This is a genomic window from Paenibacillus sp. FSL H8-0317, assembly GCF_045040685.1.
Taxonomy (GTDB): Bacteria; Bacillota; Bacilli; order Paenibacillales; family Paenibacillaceae; genus Paenibacillus.
Genome location: NZ_CP150294.1, coordinates 2,387,992 through 2,409,735, shown reverse-complemented (window position 1 = coordinate 2,409,735; position 21,744 = coordinate 2,387,992). Strand labels below are relative to the sequence as shown.

At 47.0% G+C, this 21,744-nt stretch carries 15 protein-coding genes; 3 read left to right on the top strand and 12 right to left on the bottom strand.

Annotation, left to right across the window (positions count from 1 at the left end):
* Positions 1 to 103: 103 nt before the first annotated feature.
* Entirely contained in the window at positions 104 to 2,128 is a 2,025-nt protein-coding gene (locus MHB43_RS11385; protein WP_405131989.1) for a Na+/H+ antiporter, read from the bottom strand.
* Positions 2,129 to 2,532: 404 nt separating this feature from the next.
* On the opposite strand from MHB43_RS11385, the gene MHB43_RS11380 reads away from it, so the two are divergent.
* On the top strand, positions 2,533 to 2,832 hold the full coding sequence (locus MHB43_RS11380) for a hypothetical protein (protein ID WP_221823430.1): 300 nt from the start codon (positions 2,533 to 2,535) through the stop codon (positions 2,830 to 2,832).
* 96 nt (positions 2,833 to 2,928) lie between these two features.
* Here the strand turns inward: MHB43_RS11380 and MHB43_RS11375 are convergent, their stop codons facing one another.
* Positions 2,929 to 3,411 (bottom strand): MarR family winged helix-turn-helix transcriptional regulator, encoded by a 483-nt coding sequence (locus MHB43_RS11375; RefSeq protein WP_405131988.1) that lies wholly within the window; start codon positions 3,409 to 3,411, stop codon positions 2,929 to 2,931.
* A gap of 268 nt (positions 3,412 to 3,679) precedes the next feature.
* Here MHB43_RS11375 and MHB43_RS11370 point away from each other — a divergent pair, with 268 nt between their 5' ends.
* Complete coding sequence (locus MHB43_RS11370; protein ID WP_405131987.1) at positions 3,680 to 4,795, top strand: FAD-dependent monooxygenase; 1,116 nt, start codon at positions 3,680 to 3,682, stop codon at positions 4,793 to 4,795.
* A 113-nt stretch (positions 4,796 to 4,908) separates the two neighbouring features.
* Here MHB43_RS11370 and MHB43_RS11365 read toward each other — a convergent pair whose 3' ends face one another.
* From MHB43_RS11365 to MHB43_RS11325, 9 genes are all read right to left on the bottom strand, one after another.
* Complete coding sequence (locus MHB43_RS11365) at positions 4,909 to 5,136, bottom strand: hypothetical protein (RefSeq protein ID WP_047842410.1); 228 nt, start codon at positions 5,134 to 5,136, stop codon at positions 4,909 to 4,911.
* A 216-nt stretch (positions 5,137 to 5,352) separates the two neighbouring features.
* The gene (locus MHB43_RS11360; protein WP_405131986.1) at positions 5,353 to 7,929 is read right to left on the bottom strand and encodes a glycosyl hydrolase 2 galactose-binding domain-containing protein; all 2,577 of its coding nucleotides are present in this window, start codon (positions 7,927 to 7,929) and stop codon (positions 5,353 to 5,355) included.
* Between the two features lie 90 nt (positions 7,930 to 8,019).
* Positions 8,020 to 9,606 (bottom strand): helix-turn-helix domain-containing protein, encoded by a 1,587-nt coding sequence (locus tag MHB43_RS11355; RefSeq protein ID WP_405131985.1) that lies wholly within the window; start codon positions 9,604 to 9,606, stop codon positions 8,020 to 8,022.
* A complete protein-coding gene (locus MHB43_RS11350) occupies positions 9,603 to 11,384 on the bottom strand; it encodes a sensor histidine kinase (protein ID WP_405131984.1) in 1,782 nt (593 codons plus the stop codon). Before MHB43_RS11350 ends, MHB43_RS11355 begins: the two co-directional genes overlap by 4 nt.
* Positions 11,385 to 11,414: 30 nt before the next feature.
* Positions 11,415 to 12,269 carry a carbohydrate ABC transporter permease gene (locus MHB43_RS11345; RefSeq protein WP_164783106.1) on the bottom strand — a complete coding sequence of 285 codons (855 nt, stop codon included), beginning with the start codon at positions 12,267 to 12,269 and terminating at the stop codon, positions 11,415 to 11,417.
* A gap of 36 nt (positions 12,270 to 12,305) precedes the next feature.
* A complete protein-coding gene (locus MHB43_RS11340) occupies positions 12,306 to 13,187 on the bottom strand; it encodes a carbohydrate ABC transporter permease (protein WP_405131983.1) in 882 nt (293 codons plus the stop codon).
* 105 nt (positions 13,188 to 13,292) lie between these two features.
* Positions 13,293 to 14,606 (bottom strand): extracellular solute-binding protein, encoded by a 1,314-nt coding sequence (locus MHB43_RS11335; protein ID WP_405131982.1) that lies wholly within the window; start codon positions 14,604 to 14,606, stop codon positions 13,293 to 13,295.
* A 255-nt stretch (positions 14,607 to 14,861) separates the two neighbouring features.
* On the bottom strand, positions 14,862 to 16,955 hold the full coding sequence (locus MHB43_RS11330; protein ID WP_405131981.1) for an acyltransferase family protein: 2,094 nt from the start codon (positions 16,953 to 16,955) through the stop codon (positions 14,862 to 14,864).
* Positions 16,956 to 17,529: 574 nt separating this feature from the next.
* Positions 17,530 to 18,090, bottom strand: a complete 561-nt coding sequence (locus tag MHB43_RS11325; protein WP_405131980.1) for a flavin reductase family protein — start codon at positions 18,088 to 18,090, stop codon at positions 17,530 to 17,532.
* 231 nt (positions 18,091 to 18,321) lie between these two features.
* Between MHB43_RS11325 and catA the strand changes: the two genes are divergently transcribed.
* Positions 18,322 to 18,969, top strand: a complete 648-nt coding sequence (gene catA, locus MHB43_RS11320; RefSeq protein WP_405131979.1) for a type A chloramphenicol O-acetyltransferase — start codon at positions 18,322 to 18,324, stop codon at positions 18,967 to 18,969.
* Positions 18,970 to 19,051: 82 nt separating this feature from the next.
* Here the strand turns inward: catA and MHB43_RS11315 are convergent, their stop codons facing one another.
* Positions 19,052 to 21,691 carry an adenosylcobalamin-dependent ribonucleoside-diphosphate reductase gene (locus tag MHB43_RS11315; RefSeq protein WP_405131978.1) on the bottom strand — a complete coding sequence of 880 codons (2,640 nt, stop codon included), beginning with the start codon at positions 21,689 to 21,691 and terminating at the stop codon, positions 19,052 to 19,054.
* Between the last annotated feature and the right edge of the window lie 53 nt (positions 21,692 to 21,744).

Here is a 21,744-nt window from a genome sequence, read left to right as displayed (position 1 = left end):
TCTCTCCTTCACTGATCGAATAAGTACAATTTAGTTGTAACGTCTTTCTTGTCCCATATTATATCAAACCATTTAGCATATTTAAAATATCGGATTTATCGGATTAGGTATTTTTCAGCGCAGTTGCTTCCACGTCGTTAATAAACCGGCGCAGTTTCGCAGCCACATCACGGGTGATTTCGCCGTTTTCATACAGTTGTTGCACTGTATTGCGCTGTTCCTGAATCGCCACCATCTGCAACTCCAATTTCTCCTGATTAAACGGATCTTCCGTTTTACCCTGGTTCCAGGTGCGCAATTTGGCAATTACACGCTCATACTTGGCAATGACCGACAGTGCGACGACTCGATTCCCATCATTCATATGAGCACGAATGGCCTTAATTGCCGCTTCGGAGGTCCGCAGCTTCACCTGACGGAACAGTTCTGCATTTTCAAGCATGAATGGTTGATTCGGCTTCTGGGACCGTTTGGTGAACAGATGTCCTAACACACGCCCGATCTCGCTGATCGACGTCATGAACTGAGTGTTTGCGCGATTCGCCAGCATCATTTCCTTGCGATCCAGCCAGCTATCACATTTGAAGGCCGCATCAGAAGCAATTGCATTTTCGTCCAGCATTACTTCAACTTCTTTACGCTCCGCCCGGGTGGCGATCAGGTTAATAGCCGTTTCTTGTTTCTGAATATCTTTGCGTTTACCGGCGGTGAGCTGACCTGCGGTCTGCCTGATGTATTTGGACAGATCTGAGACGACCGCGAGAGCCGCAGCTTTGTTCTCATCGTTCATTTCGGATTTGACAGCTCGTATTGCCGCATTCAGCATAATGTCATGTGCTTTTCGTTCTGACTTCTGCGGGGTTTCTTCTGTGGATTTCCCATCGTCCTTGGCCAGAACTGGAAGAAACACACTCGCCGCAATCAGAGAGAAGAGGATAACCCCTGCCGCCAGGAAAATAATCAGATCCCGTTCAGGGAAAGGTGATCCATCCTGAAGCACATAAGGAATGGAGAACGCACCCGCCAATGTTACAGCCCCCCGCACCCCAGAGAGGGAAATGATCGTAATATCCTTGAATCTGGGCCTGCCAATAGAGGATTTGGTACGAAGCAATTCATTCCCTTGCCAGAACAGATAGATCCAGAGGAAGCGCAGAACCAGCAGTAACACCGAGATCAAGCACACATATCCCAACACCTGCAGATTATTAAACGAAACATTTTCAAAAATGGTACTCAGCACATCCGGTACCTGTACACCCAAAATAACAAACACAAGGCCATTTAGTATAAATAAAATGACTGACCATGTGCTCGCAGATACCACCTGCATTTTCAACTGAACCGATTCAGCGCGGTCACGCTCAATGGCGTGGATAATACCGCCTGCCACTACCGCAAGAATACCTGATACTCCAATTTCTTCACTCACCAGATAGATGATAAATGGCGTCAGGATTTGCAGCAACATGTGAATGGTCACATCTTCCATGCCCAGTCTACGGATCCATACCCCGAGCCTGATTAACAGAAAAGATAACAATGCCCCGACAAGAAGTCCGCCAATCGCAATCAGAATAAAACTGAAGGTTGCCTGCGCCAGGGAAAACACACCTGTAACCGTGGCTGCAATCGCGAATTTGAAGGCCACGAGGCCGGATGCATCATTCATTAATGCTTCACCTTCAAGAAGCCTATGTATGCCTTTGGGCAAATGTACCCGCCCTGCCATGGCGCCAACGGCAACAGCGTCTGTCGGCGACAGTATGGCTGCAAGAGCAAAAGCAGCAGGTAACGGAATCGAAGGAATCAGCCAGTGAATGGCATATCCCGCCACGACCACCGACACGAATACAAGCCCCAGCGCAAGCAGAAGTATAGGTGCACGCAAATTCCATAATTCATTCCTTGGTGTTCGCTTACCGTCGTTGTATAACAAAGGTGCGATGAACAGCACAAAGAACAATTCCGGATTCAACGGCAGATGAACACCTGCAGGAAGCAAAGCTATAGCTACACCAAGCACGATTTGAATGAGCGGAACGGGAATAAAGGGTACAAACCGGTTTAAAATATTGGATAAACCGATCAGGACCAGTAACACAAGTACGGCTATAAATATTTCCATGATGACAATCCCTTTCCGCTATAGAAGTGGTGAAACCTTTGTTGTATAGGTTTATTTTAACATAATCCAACCTTTGTTATAAAAATATTGTCATATTCATATACCCATTTAACTGCTCTCAAACTAGTTTATATAATTGAAACTAATCATTTACACGACAACGGAGAGGACAGAAAAAACCTGAAAAAGCGAAGCGCTCGCCTTTATCCCCGGATTTTCCCCTTCGGAAAAGGGAATCAAAAAATCTGGGGATAACAGCGATTGGAAGGTTATTCTGTCATCGTAGTGTCAGTGTAAATAATTTTTAGTTCAACTTATATAGATTAAAGATTTCTGATGGATTCTGTATATAAGATGTTACAATATGCTCAGGACAATACCCGTTTGGAAAGGAACTTGCATCTATGGCATTTGGAATTAAACGACAGGAGCTTGCTGCGTGGAAGGAACAAGTGGCTCGTGGTGAGATTGCGTACCTCACTCATTTCTGGATTGACAACCGATTCCCCGGTATCACCAGTGTCACCAAAGTTGGCTGTGCAGATCTGGAACGTCTCGAGCGTTGGTGCAATGATCATGGGCTGAACCCGCGATACATTCATCGGCGGCAGCCATTTCCCCACTTTGACCTGATGGGCAGCAAACAAAAAGAAGTTTTGATCCAGGAAGGCTTTACGGATCATGTGGTTCGCTTTCATTTGTAAACCAACTCAAAAACGCCAGTCTTCAAGGTTCATCCCCCCGCAATTAGGGACGAACTCATGAGGACTGACGTCTTCAAGGATTATGTCATATATGGACTACCGGTGGATCTGCTCAAACGACTTCATGTTCTCCAGCAGTTTCAGTTCAATTTTCTTCAGCATGCCAAACATCTGCTGTTGCTCCTCTTCGGAAAGTGCTTGCAACAATTCCCACGTCATTCGGCCGCGATTCGCATTAAGTGTCTTGGCAAGCTGCACGCCTTCATCCGTTAAGGACAGCCACACAATTCTCCGATCTTCTTCACTGCGCACCCGCTGGATCAACCCTTCCGTCTCCAGTTGATTCAGTACAATGGTGGTTGCGCCGGAAGACAAACTGAGTTGTCTGGCCACATCAACCGCCATGCAGCGTTTTTCACGTAAAATCATGCCCAATATATGACTTTTTGTCGGATTCAGTTTACAGTTGGTTTCGTTCTTCTGCTGCTGATCCAATAGTTTGTTTTTATATCTGAAGAAGGCCTCCAACAATTGATCTACATTTGCCAATTGAGAGTTTCGCTCCGTATCCGGGCTCATAAACGTTCCTCCGCCTTTCATCATAACCTACCTTATATTGTAACATATTTACACTATGATGTTTGTGAAAAATGCGCTTGTATCCGACACCCTATCGTTGACTGCAAGACTCTTGTTTTATTTTGGTTTTCACCTATTGCATTATGGCAACGGGATTGTTTATAATAACCTATATCTAAAGTTACTTTTAGTTACTTAATGATTTTAATAAATCTGTTGTTATAAAGTAAATAAAGCATCACCATTATACTGCAAGGGACTTATGCACATGAATCAGAATATACAATCTCAACTCAAAACAGATGTTTGCATCGTCGGCGCTGGACCTGGCGGTGCTTTGCTTTCTTATTTACTGAATCAAAAAGGAATATCCACGATGCTCATTGAACGGCAGCCCCATCTGCACAAGTCATTTCGCGGGGAGTTGCTCAATGTGGACGGCGAAGCCATTTTAAATAAACACAGCCTCTATTCCCTCATCCAGGAACGCGGAGCACTGCTCTTGGAACAGATTCAGTATTGGGAAAATGGGCAGATTATTCATACGGTATCACCGGGCAATGGAGAATCTCATGTTGGTATTCATGTACCCCAAGATCATCTCCTGGAAGCCATCGTGTCGCATGCTCAGCAGCACAGTTCATATGAACAAGTACTGTTCAATACGATTATGACCGGTTTGTTACGAGACAAGAACGGCCAGGTCGTGGGTATTAACATTCGGAAGAACGGCGTTCCTGCCTCCATTGAAGCATCTGTTATTGTGGGTGCTGATGGCAGATACTCTGCTGTACGCAAACATTCCGGTATGACCCCGGAGATTCGCAAGCACGGGTATGATCTGCTCTGGGCGCGCATTCCGGCACCCGTAGGCTGGGAACCCGCTGTTCGAATGGCCAGCATGGATGGTCAACAGCTCGCCCTGTTCTCACAGTTCGGCGGTTATGTTCAGATTGGATGGAACATTCCCGAGGGGGCTTACTCCAAGCTGCGAGAGCAGCCGATTGCTCCTTTTGTAGATAAACTTGTATCTGCTTTTCCTTGCCTGTCTGATTCAGTAGCAGCCAACATCCAGAGCTGGAGTGATTTTGTTCTGTTATCTGTTGAAAGCAGCTATTGCAAGTCGTGGGCACAGGACAATGTTGTACTCATCGGTGATGCCGCTCATACCATGACACCAACCGGTGCGTTTGGACTTAATGCTGCGCTCGAAGATGCGGATGTGCTCTCCGAATTACTTGTCCAAATGGCTGCAGATCAATTCCGTTCCACTGCACAACTTCAGGAACTTCAGACGATTCGCGGTGCAAAGGTACAGCAGCAACTTGCTCGGCAAGTGGAGATGGAATCCTCTTTCCAACAGCGTTATGAATCCTTTCTCTAAACCCAGTTAATACGGATTAAATGCCTATATGCCCAAACAGCCGATCACTTCCTCATGGAGAAGAATCGGCTCTTTGGTTTGTTGGTTTATCTTTTTTATGTAATTCCATATCTTCATTTTCGTTTGCGTGGAGCAAACGTGTCTTCTCTGGGTGCTTCTTGTACAGTATCCACATCCTTCGGATAGGATGAGATGTTATCTTTTTCATATACTGCTTTCTCCAAATTACTTAAGCGGCGCAATACTTGTTTGCTTTTACGAACGATATATACAATACCAATAATCAGCAGGATCAACATCAGAATGAATATGACCATCTCGGGATAAAAGACAAACGACATGAATCCACCTCCTTTTGAAAACGATTTCTTTCTATCATTCTAACCTTAATGATCCAAGATGTGAACCCGATTGGAAGTATCACTTGTGGACTAAGGACAAAACTACCTTGACACGACGATATGATCTCACCTGCTGCAAAGGTAAAAAAGGTGGCATCCCTGTTCAGGATTACCACCTTGAACCTCGAATAAGATTCGAAGTCTATTCTTATTCTTTTATCCTTCTCTGCCGTTCATGGCACTCACTCGAAGTTCCTTCAGAGGCAGAGACGACTGCTCTGGATGACGAAGCCTTACTGTTCGACTCTCACCAGGGAGCAGATCGAAATAATTGTCACTGAATCGGACACGCCCAAGGGGAAGCTCCAGCTTCACCAATCGTGCAATTGCTCCACTGCCCGTAACCGTGACAGACTGCTCCTCTTCGTTCACATGTACGCTCAATTGCGACTCTGGCAACGTCACATCCTTGGGATCACGCAAGAAGTATCGATTGCTCGGTGCCGCAAACCCTTCAGATACCAACTCAACCATTACTTCCTCCGCACGTCTGCCCTGTAACACCTCTACTTCAGTTAATTCAGCAATACAGCGTGAGGATTGGGATGTTACCTCAACAGCATGTGAGCTGGAGTAGATCTTCTCTCCATTTAATGCATAGACATTGAGTCGAAGCTCCCCCTTCAAGACGTCACATGTATCGTTCACAACCCACAACGCAAGCGGCTCCCCCGGCTCATGCTCCAGTGACAACAGGACAGGATGAAAGAATATTTTCCCATAATAAAAAGATGCCTTCGGCAGCAGTTCATAATCAATCATGGACCAGCTTGTCCCTGGCCAACTGTCATTCAATTGCCACACAAGCGCACCGCTGTTACGGTGATTAATACGTCGGAAATGTTCAATTCCATAGCGCAATCCTTCTGCTTGAGTCAGCATGGAATAGTTCATGTATTCCTCTATATTTTGCGGAATCCCTGTATAACCCTCCATTAGCAAAATGCCTTTCTGGTGATTGGTATCCTTGTTACGATAGGCCATCTCCGGACTACCCCAGTAAAACTGCCCTGCAGGCATATTTTTCTCCAGCGTGTAACGATTGGCCGAGGCATGCATGCCAAATTCACTGCTGAACAACGCATGATCGTTTTTGTAATTTTTGAACGTTACACCTTCAATACTGTAGTCCAGCAGTGGTGGCTCTCCATGCTTCCTTGGATAGACCGAACCATGCCATACCTGCCAGTTGTGGCGATCCCCCACATCCGGGTCATTCGCATCCTGACCGTTGCTGTCCCCGAACGGCGAAGAAGGCCAGTACGGACGAGACAAATCCAAGCGCTCAAGCACTTCAGGGATCAGCTCATGATAGATAAGTTCACCGTAGAACGGGCTGGTAATATCTCCACTTGCAGACTTCATATCATAGAGCCAATCTATTTCATTATTCCCACACCAGAGGGCAAGCGAGGCACGGTTACGCAGGCGCAGGACATTGTTTTCTACCTCTTGCCGTACATTATCCATGAAATCACGATTGAAATCCGGGAACAATGCGTTCGCGAATGCAAAATCCTGCCACACCAGCACCCCTTGCCGATCACACTCATCGTAGAAGACATCCTTCTCATATATACCACCAGCCCATACACGCAGCATGTTCATATGACCTTCCACCGACAGCTCCACAAGCTCACGATACCGGGAGTTTGGGATGGCACCAATCAGATGATCAGCCGGAATCCAGTTGGCACCCTTGGCATATACTTTGACTCCGTTCAGAATAAAAGTATATGCATCCTTACCCTGTTCATTGTGAAGAGCCAGCTCAATCGTTCGTAACCCATAAGGCTCGTTATAACGATCCACCTCAACGCCATCGGCGTATAATGTAACCTCCAGCGTATACAGATACGGCTCACCCAGATCATGAGTCCACCATAACTGAGGTGACGTAACGTTTAATGTGGTATCTGCCTTCCCACCTTCTACAGGTAGTTCAGTGGCACCTGCCACCTCGTTTCCGCTGCGATCCAGCAGACGAATATTACAGGTCGCAACCACAGCCTGCTCACGTTTCTGTCTGCTACGGTAAGACAAGACCGACTTCACATCCGCCGTGACATGTAATACAGCAAGCTCTGTACTGACTGATTCCGTTCGGGCATACACACTTTCCAGCTTGGCGATTGTTCGTTTTTCCAGCCGTACAGCACCCCAGATCCCCACCGTAACCATGCGTGGCCCCCAGTCCCAGCCAAAGTTCATCGCTGCTTTGCGCAACCATGGCCGTTCCTTCGTATACGAGGACCAGTCGAAGGTTTCTTTGTCCCGGTGATGCAGGTGAAGCGGATCAAACTTGACAGCAATCGCATTCCAGCCGCTCCGCACCAGTGACGTTACATTAAACGTATGTGACATGAGCATATTGGCCGTTTTCCCGACCTCATGGCCGTTGACATATACCGTTGCAAACGTATCCAATCCTTCGAACACCAATTCAAAGTGCTCCTCGATCTCTGCATCTCTCACCAGATTGAAGGTTGTGCGGTACCACCATTCCTTTTGCTCAATCCAGCGACTTTTGGCATCATTATGTCCGTAATAGGGCGGATCAATGATACTACGCTCAACCAGTGCGGCGTGTACATCGCCAGGCACTTCAGCCCCAATCCAGAAACGGTCATCCAGCGCAGCTGCTGCCACATCCATTGCCCGCTTCTCTCCAACTTCAAAATGCTGTATCTTCCATTGTCCCGATAAATCCTGACTTGAACTATGGGTCTTCATCAGTATGCCCTCACTCTCCAATATCCCTGAGTAATACCATATCGAAAACGTTTGCAGAAATGCAAGACATGTTTCCCAATCTGCTCATTTCTAACTTCCCGAAGGCTTAAACGACATTGCCTCCTCGCGATATTCACTCGGGGTTTTGCCCGTATGTTTTTTGAACAGCCTGCTAAAATATTTTACGTCCTCGTAACCGCTGATGGCAGCGACTTCACTAACCTTCGCTGGAGACACCGCGAGCATATCCATCGCTCTTCGTATACGCATATCGGTGACAAAATCTCCGAAGGTCACACCCATTTCTTTTTTAAACAATTCACTGAGGTGACCCGGATGCAAATGAACATGTCCAGCTACCTGCTGCAGATTAATATCCTGCGCCAATGAAGATTCAATATAACCGATAGCCCTCTGCACATGGGCAGCCTGTCCCTGACCCATTCGGCTATGATAGACATGCATCAGACCATACAGATGATGGAACAGCATATCCCCGAGGTCACCAGCTTCAGCATCCGGTTCCGGCAACCAGGGCTCAAGCCTTGTGGGTTCTTCATGCCCTGTGGCTCGCATTGTGCGAGTCAGCCAGCGATGACATGCAATGACGGCTGAGTGCAAACAAGCACTGAACGATTCTGGTGTGACCTCCGGTTCCGTAACAAGATTAGCCACAAGTTCCCGCGTCCATGTCGTTAACGTGACTGAATCATTATCCAGCAATATTGTACCAAGTCTGGTCTCCTCTTCGTGCGTAAGTACAGTTTTACCGCCTTGGCGATCCTGAACGTGCTCATAATGCCATACTTTGTAATTCATCAAACCCCGATATCGGAATGCAGCTGAAGCAGTTCTGTAGCTTTCGTGCAGATCTGCATATCCACGCACAGGCAGACCTACGGCTGCGCGCAGGGTGCACTTCAATAATTGCTCCACCCGACGTAATGCACTCTCCAGCCTGAACGTAGTTTCATGCTCCACAGGCGGCCATGAAACTACACAAATAATTTGCTGTTTCTCTACATGAGCAATGGCACCAGGTAACATATCCTCCAGAGTATTCTGCACCGCAAATCGTAATAGCGCATCCGAGGATCGATCCCAACCCTCCGCTCGAAGAATAATGACTTGTCTGAGAATCTGTTCATCATCAAGGCCACCAACCCCTGCCTCTTTTCCAGCATCAGATCGCAAGAATGAAGGAAAATAGCCCGAAGCGGTGTCACCATCAATGATCCACCCGGCAAATAACCGCTCCCGATTCTCCCGTATAAGCTGTCCCTCTCTGGACTTCTCTGCCCAATGTTCCGTGATTCGCTGTTTGGCCTGTAATACGGTTTTGATGATCTCTTCCGGCTTGCTTGTTTTGAGCAGATAATCTGTGACTCCTTGGCGAATCGCCTGTTGCGCATAAGAAAAGTCATCGTATCCAGACAAAATAATGACCTCCAGCTCAGGTAGCAATTGCAGGCCCTCTTCTGCCAGTTCTAGTCCCGATCTGCCTGTCATCCGAATATCCGTCATCAGGATATGTGGACGTTCCTCAGCCATGCGTGTTAACGCCTCCTCTGCCGAGGCAGCAGGTTGAAGAAGTTCAATTCCGAGGTCATGCCAAGCGATAACGCTGGCAAGCCCTGTACGGATAATCACTTCATCATCAACAATTAATAGTCTCATGGCGAACCCTCCAAGATTGGAATGGAAAACGAAATCCGGGTACCTCCCCCAACCCTGCTGTCTACTTCAAGCTGTGCATCTGCTCCATAATGGAGCAGCAGCCTCTCATTCACATTGCAGAGCCCATAACCGCCTTGGTTTAGCTGTTTTTCCGGCTGTTTTCCCTTCCATTCCCTAATGCTTATCCTTAATTGCTCCAGTCTGTCCGACTCCATGCCGACACCATCATCCAGCACGAGCACATTCATCCGTTCATTATCCGGGTCCTTGCGAATCATTATGGTGATGGTGCCCACGCCTGATTTCGGCTGAATGCCATGAATCATGGCGTTCTCAACCAGCGGTTGCAGCAATAGCTTCAGCATCATTCGCTTCTCAAGCGCTGGATCTACGATATAATGCAACACGAATTGATCAGGGAAACGAATCGACTGCACACGCACATAATGGCGAATATGAGCAATCTCCTGTTCCACAGGGCAGTAATCCTGACCATTATTCAAGCTGATACGTAGAAAATCACTCAAGCCCTCAACCATATCCGCGATCCGCTTCTCTTCAGACATCAAGGCAATCCAATGAATTGAAGAGAGTGTGTTATACAGAAAGTGCGGGTTAATCTGCGCCTGAAGCACCCGAAGATCCGCTTCTTTTTTGCGAGCTTCACCTCGAATAACCTCTTCCTTCAATAACTGAATATGTGCACCGAGCAGATTGTAACTCTCCCCAAGCCTGCCAATCTCGTCATCACTTTCAGAGCGGAACAGCGGAAGAGGACGCTCCGGATCAATTCGGGACAGATGCCGGGTAAGCACACGAAGCGGCCTCGTCACACGCCGCACCGTAAACCAGACCAAGCCAGCACTAATCACAGCAGACATCGCAACGGCACACCCGGTTAGAATAAGGATATACCGATTCTCCGACTTGTACTGGTCATAAGGAACCGTTCCAACCAATGTCCACCCCGTCAATTCTTCTGGATAATAGAGCAACGTCCGTTTATTGTCACCACTGCCATACGTGGTGGTTCCGCTACCGCCATCCTGAATTAACGTCGAAATCCCTGGTTCGACACCTTCCAGCTTAAGTCCAAGCCGGGATTTGTCCATCGAAGACAGAATCTCTCCAGAACTGCCGATGAGCTCCAGTCTGCCTTGCCCTCTGCCTAATCCCAGAGCGGCCCATCCCTTGGATATGGCCTTCTCATCCAGACTAATGGCTAACCAGCCGATGGGTCGATAATCATGGATACTGCGAATCGGCCGAACCAATGTGATCACATTTTGTATACCCGCATAATTCTGGACCGGATATACCCCCGTCCATTTTTTCACTGCTTCTCCGCTCGGCACTGGTGGATAAGATAAGCTTGAATTATTGGATTCATACCAGGTAGCCGTAGACAATGTGGCATCGAATCGGCTTGGATATATGGCGATGTTCGCAATATATTTCTTGGAAGCAGCCAGATTGGTCATCCTGCCCAGGATATCCACCCGGTCCAGCTCATGATCTTCATTGTGGCTAAGATACTGCTGGATGTCCCGTTCTCCAATCAGGAAAATGGAGAGATTCTCGGCATCCTGCAGCATATAACGAAGATTTGCTTCCACCTGTTTCAGCGTATCCATGCCGGACAGCTTTGTTTTTTGCTCTGTGATGCGGGAAGAGATCAGAAAGGCGAACAGGCCCAAGGCCAGCAAAGGCACAATCATTGAAGCCGTCACAACGACGGATAGCTTCCTTTGTAACGAAGATGTGAGCCAGCGTGCCAAACGTTTCTCCTCCTCTGGATGCGCTCTCGCTTACCCTTTGACAGCTCCTGCGGTCATGCCTTTCATAACTTGTTCCTGGAATATAAGATACAGAATAATGGTTGGAATGACCGACAGGGTCATGGCAGCAAGCGTTAATCCGTAATCCGTCTGATATCCATCCGCAAAGTTCGCAATGGCCAGCGGTAACGTTTTCAATCCGGTTTTGTTGATGAACACAAGCGCAAATGAAAAGTCATTCCACGCATGCAGGAAACTCAGGATCGTAACCGTGGACAACGCAGGGACGGACATCGGTAGCATAATTCGGGTAAATAGTCCCCACAGGCCTGTTCCATCAATAAAAGCCGCCTCTTCAATGTCACGTGGAACACTTGTCAGATAAGCCGTAAGCACAAAAATTGCCGTAGGCAGTGCAAAAGCCGTATAAGGTAATATTAAGGCCCAGTACGTATTTAACAAGGACATCTGTTTCATTAGAATAAATAAGGGGACAAGTGTACTATGGATCGGAATGAGCATGCCAACAACAAAGAAGGTCATGATTAACCCTTTCCAGCGAAACTGGAAACGAGCCAGGATGAATGAAGCCAGCGCTGCAATAAACAGCGTCAGAATAAGAGACCCCACCGATACGATTAGTGAATTGCCAAAAGCGGTCCCCAGCCTGGAGCTTTCCCATGCATTGCTGAAATTGGCAACATTCCAGTTTTCCGGCAGTCCAAAGGGACGGCTATAGAAATCTTCATTTGTTTTGAATGCACTAATCACGAGCCAGTAGAACGGATACAATGTTAAAATACCATAGACCGTCAGCAGCGTCCAAACAATTCCGCTACGTAGGCGGCGAATCGGATGGCCCGAGCTGCTTCGTGGTGATGGCATGGATACAGGTGTCACTTGCATGATAACTCCTCCTCTCTATTGATTCTCTTTTCGTTTGCGACTGGTTAGCCACTGGCTTGTTCCGATCAGAAGCAGCGAGATCAGTACGATGGTTGTTGAGATCGCACTACCAAAACCATATCGGTATGTTGTAAAGGTTGAATTGTACATATACGTTGCAAGCAGTTCTGTCGCATGTGCCGGACCACCCTTGGTCATGATGTAGACCAGATCGAATGATTTCAGACTACCCGAAATACATAAAATGATCGCAACCTGAACCGTACCCCAGATCATGGGCAATGAGACCGATACCAGCTTCCGGATTCCTGAAGCACCGTCTATTTTGGCAGCATCATGAATCTCGCCGGGAATATTTTGCAGTGCCGAGATAAAGATAATCAGATACAAGCCAACAAAGCTCCAGAGCAGTGGTGGTACCAATGAGAAAATGGCAATCTTGTCATCGGAAAGCCATTGCAGCTTCCAACTTTCCAGCCCCAGGGCGTCCAGCAGAAAGTTCAATATCCCGATCTGCGGATGATAAATATACTGCCAGATCATACCGATAACTACAGTGGATAACACCATCGGCAGAAATACGGCTGAGCGCAGAAACCGCTGTAATGGATTGCTTTTGTGTAAGATGACCGCCAACATCAGTGCTAACGGAATTTGTCCAAATACCGATGCCAACACAAAAATAACGTTATTTTTCAGTGCCCGCCCAAATACAGGATCATGCCAGATCTCTACGTAATTATCCATACCAATATATTTGGATGCGCCAATGCCGGACCAGTTGAAGAAACCGTAGTATGCCGACCATACGACCGGTACAAATACAAACAATGCATAAATGATGACTGCCGGGGCCAACCCCAGCATAATAAAACGCCGACTGCGCAGTGCGTTCATCTGTTCACTTCCCCTCCTTGAATGAATGCCTTTCTCAACTTGCAACTGACTATCTCGTCCAGACTCAAAACCCCTCCCCTGCCGGGAAGGGGTTCTAACGAATGATTACTGACTAACTGCATTGGCTTGAGCCACCTGAATTTTGGCTGCGATGTCTTCGGCCTTGCCGCCCATTAGTAGCTCTTGCAATGCATTATTAATAACCTCAACCGTTGCTGATCCCAGCTTGGAATCGTATACTGGCGTGATCTTCACTTCCTGCATCAGATCATATAATTCAACGAACAATGGATGTGCCTTGGTTTTGTCCAGATCAATCTTGTAACTCACCAATGTGCTGCTATCCAATGTGGCCTTCTGACCATCAGGTCCTGCCAGCGCGTAGAACAGCTCCATCGCTGCCTCTTTTTGTGCGCCGCTCAGCTTTTTACTTACACCCAACCCGGTTCCTACAACACCGGATGTTGTTCTTGGTTCACCTTGACCTCCGTCCACTGGAGGAAGAATCGTAATATGGGTGTTGTTCAACACCTCTTCAGGTGCATTGTTCACCAGATTAGCCAAGGCCCATCCGCCGTTCATGACCATCGCTGCCTTACCTTGGAAATAAAGCTGCATCATCTGTGTCTCATCGATACTGTTGAATCCATCCTGGAATGCCTTGGTCTTGCCAAGCTCCTGCATCTTGTTCAAGGCTTCAATAAATTGCGGATCGGTAAAGCTTGCACCCTCTTGTTCTGCCGCTTTCAGGAACCAGTCTGTGCCGGTAATCCGATCAGCCAGTGTACTGAATATCGTTGATTGAGCTACCCAGTTGGCCTTGTTGCCAAGTGCCATGGGAATGACTTTATTTTGATTAAAAGTAGCAATCGCTTGTTCCAGTTCCGCCCACGTCTCAGGCACTTTCACATTGTACTGTTTGAAAAGAGCTTCATTGTAATAAATGAAGGAACTTGGCGCCAGATTCATCGGCACGGAGTAGATATTCCCGTCCACAGTGTATCCATCCAGTGCATTCGGGATAAAGTTGTCTTTCCACTCCGGCTTTGCGTCCAGCTCTGCATTAATGGGCTGTAACAGGTCACCTTTCACAAATTCCTTGGTCATGGCATCCGGCCACATCACGAACAGATCTGGCATCTCGTTAGCAGCTGCTACCGTACGAAGCCGGGTTTTGAGACCATCTGTTGGCAGACCTTCATCCACAACTTCAATATCTGGATGCGCCGCGCGAAAATCTTCAATTATTTTGCGCATCGCAACCGCCTTTGCATCCTGTCCGGTCCAGTTGTGCCAGAGTGTGACGGTTACTTTGTCATTGCCGCTGCCTCCTTCTGAAGTGTCTCCGCCAGCACAGCCAGCCAGAATAATGGAGAACAATGTTATTGCCAGGAAACCCGAAAGCCATTTTTTCAACATCTCTATAATCCCCCTCGGCGATTTGAATACACTTATTGTAAATGGTAACGCTATCATACCGTAAGGTGACGATCCACGGATGCAGGGGTGAAAAATATCGGTTCCCCTGTTTGGAATTTACTTTGCTGGCTTATTGTTCATAACATATAAAAAGAGCCCTCACAATGAGAGCTCTTTCTTGTTGCAGCCGTCGGTAGCTTCACCCCAGGCTATATATTGAATAAGTGCTAAATCGTATTAAATATGGATTGCGTATTATTGGATACTGTTCTTCACCAGTTCTGCAAAAGCTTCGGACCCTTGCGTAGTGAGATGTACGCCATCTTTTTCAAAATATTCGTCATGTCCCTCACTTGCACTGTTCCAGTCAATCAACGAGACATTGCTGTATTTGGATGCTGCCTCATTCAACGCCCTGTTCACCGTTCGTTCCCACGGACGAGGTACGCGCACGGTAACCAGATATACCCGATCCTCATCCTTCAGATAATCAAGCACAGCATTCAAGTTCTTGGAGTTAAAGGAACCATTCGTCCCGAGCTCCAGCACCACTTTGCTGCCCATTTGGTTGTTTTGCTTCAGACCTTCCAATACATCGCCTGCCTGCCACATCTGACGACCGACATGTCCGTCCACATACACTCCCGATATACTTTGCTCCAGATACGGTTTTGCATCCAAAATTACCGAATCTCCAATGACAGTATAATGAACCTTGCCATCCTGTGCTGGAGGAGCCGTTTCTTCATTGTCTTGAGATGAATCAGGTGTGTCATCCGCATGATCCGTATTATCGGATTGATTCGCTCCTGCGTCATCCGGTGTATCATTCTCGTTCGTCACGGATTCATCAGCCGGCTTATCTTCAGACTGACCGTCCTTGCCAGCATTCACTGAATTGTCTTGTTCGTCAGGTTTTGAATCTGGTGCAGGCTCTCCTGTTGGCTTCTCATTTTTCCCCGGATCATCTTTCGTTCCTGCTTCCGGTTTATGGGTATGAGCATCGTTCTTTTGACCAGAGCCTGACGTCGCTGTAATAGCTGGCAACACATCCTGTCCCTGTTCCTCAGCTACGGAATTCTCTCCATTCAATGTGTTGGACATCGATACCGAATGGGAGTCGGAGTTCGCTGCATGTGAGACCATCATCTGAGATACCGTATAGGACAACAGCAGAATCGTCATCAACAGACCTGCACGCTTCCACCATACGTTACGTATACCGATCGATGACCGCCCTCTTCCCCATAATCGGGACCAAGAATCACGGAATCCATTGTACCGAATCGGATTTTCAATATATTTAAGGGACAATGAGGCCAGTACAACCGTTGCAGCAACCTGTAAAATGATTCGTACAGGATGTGCTCCTCCCGTATCCACCGCGGGATTGGTTAAAATAATGACAGGATAATGCCACAGATATAATCCGTAGGATCGCTCTCCGATCCAGCGTAATGGCTTCGCGCCAATGATACGTGCCAGTAAAGACGATGGGTGAGCCAACACCGCTACCAGCAACGTTGTTGCGATAGCCTGAAGCACCATGCCCCCTTGATACAGAAACGGATCATATTCACTGCTGTTCAGCATCATGTAGATTAACAAAGCGAGCGCAGCAAGTCCCGACACATCGAGCACAAGCCGGTTCATGCCAGACAGAGAGTTCGACAGCTTGCGACTAGGCCACACCACGGCAAGAGCAGCACCAGCAAGCAGTGCAAATGCCCGCGTGTCTGTTCCATAATATACACGGCTCGGGTCCAAATCCGGATTATACATGATGGCCATTGCGCCAGCAGATAATTCAGCTGCGACGACAATGAAAACGACCAGCCATCCCTTTCTTTTGAACACTACGATTGCTGCGATCAGTAGAAGAGGCCATATAAGATAAAATTGCTCTTCCACAGCCAGCGACCAGAAATGTCCAAACGGTGATGGAGGGCCAAAACTTTCGAAATAGGAAACGTTGTGAAAGATATACCACCAATTGCTTATGTATAATACACCCGAAACGATATCACCACGAAGCGCAGCAAGTTGGGATGGGTCTGTACAAGCTAACCAGATCATCACCACAGCTGTCATGGTCAGCATGCCTGGAAGCAAACGCCTTACCCGTCTTACCCAGAAATCACCGAGTGAAATGCGTCCATGTTCCTGCCACTGTGACACGAGAATATCTGTAATTAAATATCCCGAGAGAACAAAGAATATACCTACACCGAGCAGTCCGCCCGGAATAAAATCCAAATTCAGATGATACGCGATTACCGCAAGTACAGCGATGGCTCGCAAGCCGTCAAGTCCGTTCATATGTCTCTTACGATTTAACGATTGTGACATGCATGCCCCTCCTTGTTACTGTGAGTCAACAACATCGGTGTTGGGGGCTTAAAGGAACTCCTGATCGTTCTGGTTGTCATTAACATACGTATTGCACCTTCCATCTTTCATTTACAACATAAGAAAAGCCTCTGTTTGAAGCACGATCCGATGATGCGACATTCTGTGTGAATTCTATAATCTTAAAGAAGACGATTTGCCTGTCCATTAAGTTTAATTATTAAAATATTCTTTATATTCATTCGTGAGTTCACGTTTAGCATTATACGCCCGAAATAAGCCTCATACTTTACAGGAATAGTTACAAACGATTAAACCGATGTAACCTTTCCTGCCAGCTCATATAGCTGTAAAATCATACTCTAATTTTGTCGTTAAATATAGTACTTTTCATCGAGTGGCTAAAATTACCTGTCCCGCTTGCGCAAACCAGCATACCCACGCACACATCGATTGAAACAATTGAATTCATAACAAAAGGCTGCCGACTTGCTCAGCAGCCAATATCCATTATAAACCTATGTCAGACCGGATTGAAAGTTTTGCTCATAATTGCTTCTTCTTGCCTAGGACCCTAGAGGTGGAACGGGTGAATCTTTTCTTCTGTCCTCGCATCCATGATCCGGTATGCTGAACGCCCTGTGTACATTGGGATTTGCAACTTCTCCAGATCAACCATTCCATTCTCCAGAAAGTACTTCTGATCCTGATATCGCTGCAACACTTCCCCTGCAATCCATTCATGGTCACCATATGTCGTAATCTCCATAACCTTGCATTCATAAGCAAAATAAGCGTCTGTCAAAATCGGTACACTTACCTTGATTCCTTCCTCATACGGAATGCCGAATCTTGTGAATTTATCCGTATCTCTTCCGCTGAACGTTCCTGCAGCTTGAATCCACTCCGATCGATGACCTGGCAGGAAATGAACACCGAATACGCCACTCTTCTCAATGAGTTCATAGGAGAATGTTTCCTTACGAAGGGAGATGCCATATACACCTGGTGATGATCCGATGTATGTATGCCATCCAGACGCCATCACATTCTGAACTCCCTCATGACGTGAAGTCACCACCGCTACCATTCCAGGATAAGAATAAAATATGGGTTCTTCTATCGGCTGACGCATCTAATCCCCTCTCTTCTTCGTTATAAACACAACTTTAATTATAAAGTAAAGATGCTGGTTGAAAAAGCGTTTTGCAGAGGATTTCGCTATAAGCAACACATTCACTATCATGTTATACTGAGATGGTCAATTTCTAAAAATACGATACTGGGAATGTGATAGGATATGGTCAAATCAGTCAAATATACCTCCTAAATAAAGACATTATTCAAATTTAGGAGGTTATAACTTATGTTTAATTCAATCGTGTTAGATCAGTGGGATCGAAAGCCATACTTTGACCACTACTTGAATCAGGTCAGATGTACCTACAGCATAACTGCTAATCTGGATATCACGCTATTGATCACCAAACTCAAGCTTAAAGGATTGAAGTTCTATCCCGCTCTTATTCATATGATCTCTACGGTCGTCAATGCACACAGGGAATTTCGAACCTGTTTTGATGCCGAGGGGAAATTGGGCTACTGGGACGAAATGTCTCCGAGTTATACGATTTTTCATGAGGACAACAAAAGTTTCTCAACGATCTGGACAGCATTCCATGAAGATTTCGAGACGTTCCACAATCGTTATCTGGAAGATATGAAGAATTACAAAGATCACAAACAATTTGTTGCCAAACCCAATGAACCGCCAAATACATTTCCCGTTTCCAGCATTCCCTGGGTGAACTTTACGGGATTTAATCTGAATATTTACAATGAGGGAACCTACTTGTTGCCTATTTTCACGATGGGAAAATATCTTCAACAAAACGATAACGTCTATCTTCCCTTATCTGTTCAGTTACACCACGCCGTGTGTGACGGCTACCATGCTGGCGTTTTATTTAATGAATTGCAATCACTTGCAGATCGATGCCAGGATTGGTGTTAGTTAGCTAAATGACAAAAAGGCATTCCTGACTTCGTAATGGAGTCAGGAATGCCTTTTCTTTTTTACTTTTTCCAAATGCTATTTAATTGCACTTACTGTACCCACAGTTGCTGCATGTTTTGCATCCTTCCACATTCATCAGGGATGCCGAGCCGCATGAAGGGCATAAATCTCTCGATTCGATAAAGCTTTTCTGATCCTCCACTTTGGGATACGTGCTCTCCACTTTGTTCTGTTCTTGTACTGCTCCAGTTTCGTTCTCCTGCACATTGCTCTGTACATGACTTTCCAATGCTTTGGCGACTGCATCAGCAATCGATTCAACCCGGTTGGCTCCGAAGCCAATCGCGCCCGAACCACCGATTCCCTTGAGATGTTTGATCAACAGTTCAACCTTGTGCCCATGATCTCCGTATCGAAGGAACAGAGAGCATACTCGACCGAGTGCTTCAGCCATCGCAAACACGTCCGAGCCCGCTTTGCCCACGTTCAGGAAGATCTCACCCGGCGTTCCCTCCAGATCATTGATCGTAATGTAAGCCATCCCAAATGGCGTATTGATTTTGTATGTCGCACCGCGCAGTACTTGAGGACGGTTTCTGTATTGTTTATCCAGCACTGTAGAAGAGGAAGGGGGTTGCTCGGAAGAATGCGTGCTAACACCATCCTGGCTATTGGAAGTTCTATCACTTGCCTGTACTTCAGCATTATTCGGGTTTTCTATTACAGATACGACTGTCTTCTCTTCAGCTTCCGCCGTGTTCTGATCTTCAGCCTGGGTCGCTTCCTTCTTCGACGTGGACAACACCTGCACATCCCTGCTGCCGTCGCGATATATCGTTACTCCCTTGCAGCCTAGGTCGAAGGCCAGTTCGTACAGCTCAGCCGTGTCCTCCACTGTAAAATCAGCCGGACAGTTTGCCGTTTTCGAGATCGAACTATCCACCCATTGCTGAATGGCAGCCTGCACCCGGATGTGATTTTCAGCCGACAGATCCATCGCCGTTACATAATAATCTGGTAAGGCTTCACCCGGATGTTCATCCAGCCAATCTTGTGCAATCGGTACGAACTGTTCATCATAACCTAGACGGCTTTGACGGAAATACTTGAAGGCGAAATACGGCTCAATACCTGTTGATGTGCCCACCATCGTACCTGTACTTCCCGTTGGCGCTTGTGTGATCAGTGTGACATTTCGAATGCCCTGTTTACGAATGGCCTCTCCCACTTCAGGGTACGTCGCCACCATATTTTTCATGAATCCACTCTTTAAATACGGTTCAGCTTCAAAAGCTGGGAAAGCTCCCTTCTCTGCTGCAATCTCTGCCGATGCCAGATAGGCCTCCTTCGCCATGAATCCATACAGTTTATCCAGAAAAACAAGAGATTCAGGACTGCCGTATCGAATACGCAGCTTAATCATCAGCTCTGCCAGTCCCATCGTGCCAAGCCCAACCCGGCGTTCACGTTGTTGATTCAGTCTATTTTCCTCAAAATGATATGGTGTTGCATCGATGACATTGTCCAAAAATCTAGCCGAGATGCGAGTGGTTTCCGCCAGTTCATCCCATGCCACATCATGATTTGTTTCATCGTAGAATTTGGACAGATTAATGGCAGACAGATTACATACACCCCAGGCAGGCAGACCCTGTTCCGCGCATGGATTAGTACAGATGATCGGGTTAAAGTACCAGCTGTTGGACATCTGGTTATAGTACTCCATGAATACCACACCAGGCTCTGCCGATTTCCAAGCTGATTCAATAATAGTATGCCAGATTTCGCGCGCCTTCAGTGTACGATAGTGTACCACCGAATGACCTGCGGTTTTCCATTGCTCCATATCCCCGCTCCACTCGGTGTCGTAGTCCGGATCGTTTGTATCGGGGAAAACCAAGTCCCAATCACCGTCCTGCTTGACAGCCTCCATAAATGCGTTGCTCACACATACAGACAGATTAGCATTGGTCACCTGCCCCATCGTTTGTTTCACGGTAATAAAATCAAGCACATCCGGATGCCAGTCATTCATCATGAGCATAAGCGCACCTCGGCGGCTTCCGCCCTGTTCAATCAGTCCAGTCGTATAACTGAACAATCCGCCCCACGATACGGAACCGCTGGATGATCCGTTGACACCTTTCACCACCGCTCGGCGAGGACGCAAAGAGGACAAATTAATGCCAACACCTCCCCCACGTGCCATAATCTCCGTCATCTCGGTCAAAGTCTTCATGATGCCACCCCGACTGTCTTGCGGAGACGGAATGACATAACAATTGAAGAGTGTCAGCTCATCGCTTGCCCCCGCGCCCGCAGCAATGCGTCCTCCGGGTACTAACTTCCAATCCTCCAACACAGAGCGGAACTTGGACTCCCACGTTGCCCGCTGATCGGCTGTGGATTCGACAGAAGCCATCGCTTTGGCAAGACGGTCCCACATCTCTTCCGGTGTTTTTTCTATGTTGAGTGTCAATTTCTCCACTTTCGTCTCGATGATCTCTCCACTTCGAGTCCTTACCTGTACAAGCTGACCCTGACGTTCTATGATTTCGCCCACTTCCTTGGTTGGGAACTTTGGATCATCCTTCGTTAATACCAATACCACATCTCCGACCTTGGCATGATTCGAATCGGCGTCCTTCCAGGCGTATCGGTCCAGAAATATTTTTTCGCTGAGTCCTTCTAATGGGTACGATCGTTGGTTCGATTTCATCGCTACGTTCAACCTCCCGAAATAAATCTCCATTTTCACTATAAGAGTAAATT

Coding starts and splice junctions, on each gene's coding strand:
- MHB43_RS11385 (WP_405131989.1), bottom strand. CDS start 2,128: ATGGAAATATTTATAGCCGTACTTGTGTTACTGGTCCTGATCGGTTTA.
- MHB43_RS11380 (WP_221823430.1), top strand. CDS start 2,533: ATGGCATTTGGAATTAAACGACAGGAGCTTGCTGCGTGGAAGGAACAA.
- MHB43_RS11375 (WP_405131988.1), bottom strand. CDS start 3,411: ATGAGCCCGGATACGGAGCGAAACTCTCAATTGGCAAATGTAGATCAA.
- MHB43_RS11370 (WP_405131987.1), top strand. CDS start 3,680: ATGAATCAGAATATACAATCTCAACTCAAAACAGATGTTTGCATCGTC.
- MHB43_RS11365 (WP_047842410.1), bottom strand. CDS start 5,136: ATGTCGTTTGTCTTTTATCCCGAGATGGTCATATTCATTCTGATGTTG.
- MHB43_RS11360 (WP_405131986.1), bottom strand. CDS start 7,929: ATGAAGACCCATAGTTCAAGTCAGGATTTATCGGGACAATGGAAGATA.
- MHB43_RS11355 (WP_405131985.1), bottom strand. CDS start 9,606: ATGAGACTATTAATTGTTGATGATGAAGTGATTATCCGTACAGGGCTT.
- MHB43_RS11345 (WP_164783106.1), bottom strand. CDS start 12,269: ATGCCATCACCACGAAGCAGCTCGGGCCATCCGATTCGCCGCCTACGT.
- MHB43_RS11340 (WP_405131983.1), bottom strand. CDS start 13,187: ATGAACGCACTGCGCAGTCGGCGTTTTATTATGCTGGGGTTGGCCCCG.
- MHB43_RS11335 (WP_405131982.1), bottom strand. CDS start 14,606: ATGTTGAAAAAATGGCTTTCGGGTTTCCTGGCAATAACATTGTTCTCC.
- MHB43_RS11330 (WP_405131981.1), bottom strand. CDS start 16,955: ATGTCACAATCGTTAAATCGTAAGAGACATATGAACGGACTTGACGGC.
- MHB43_RS11325 (WP_405131980.1), bottom strand. CDS start 18,090: ATGCGTCAGCCGATAGAAGAACCCATATTTTATTCTTATCCTGGAATG.
- catA (WP_405131979.1), top strand. CDS start 18,322: ATGTTTAATTCAATCGTGTTAGATCAGTGGGATCGAAAGCCATACTTT.
- MHB43_RS11315 (WP_405131978.1), bottom strand. CDS start 21,691: ATGAAATCGAACCAACGATCGTACCCATTAGAAGGACTCAGCGAAAAA.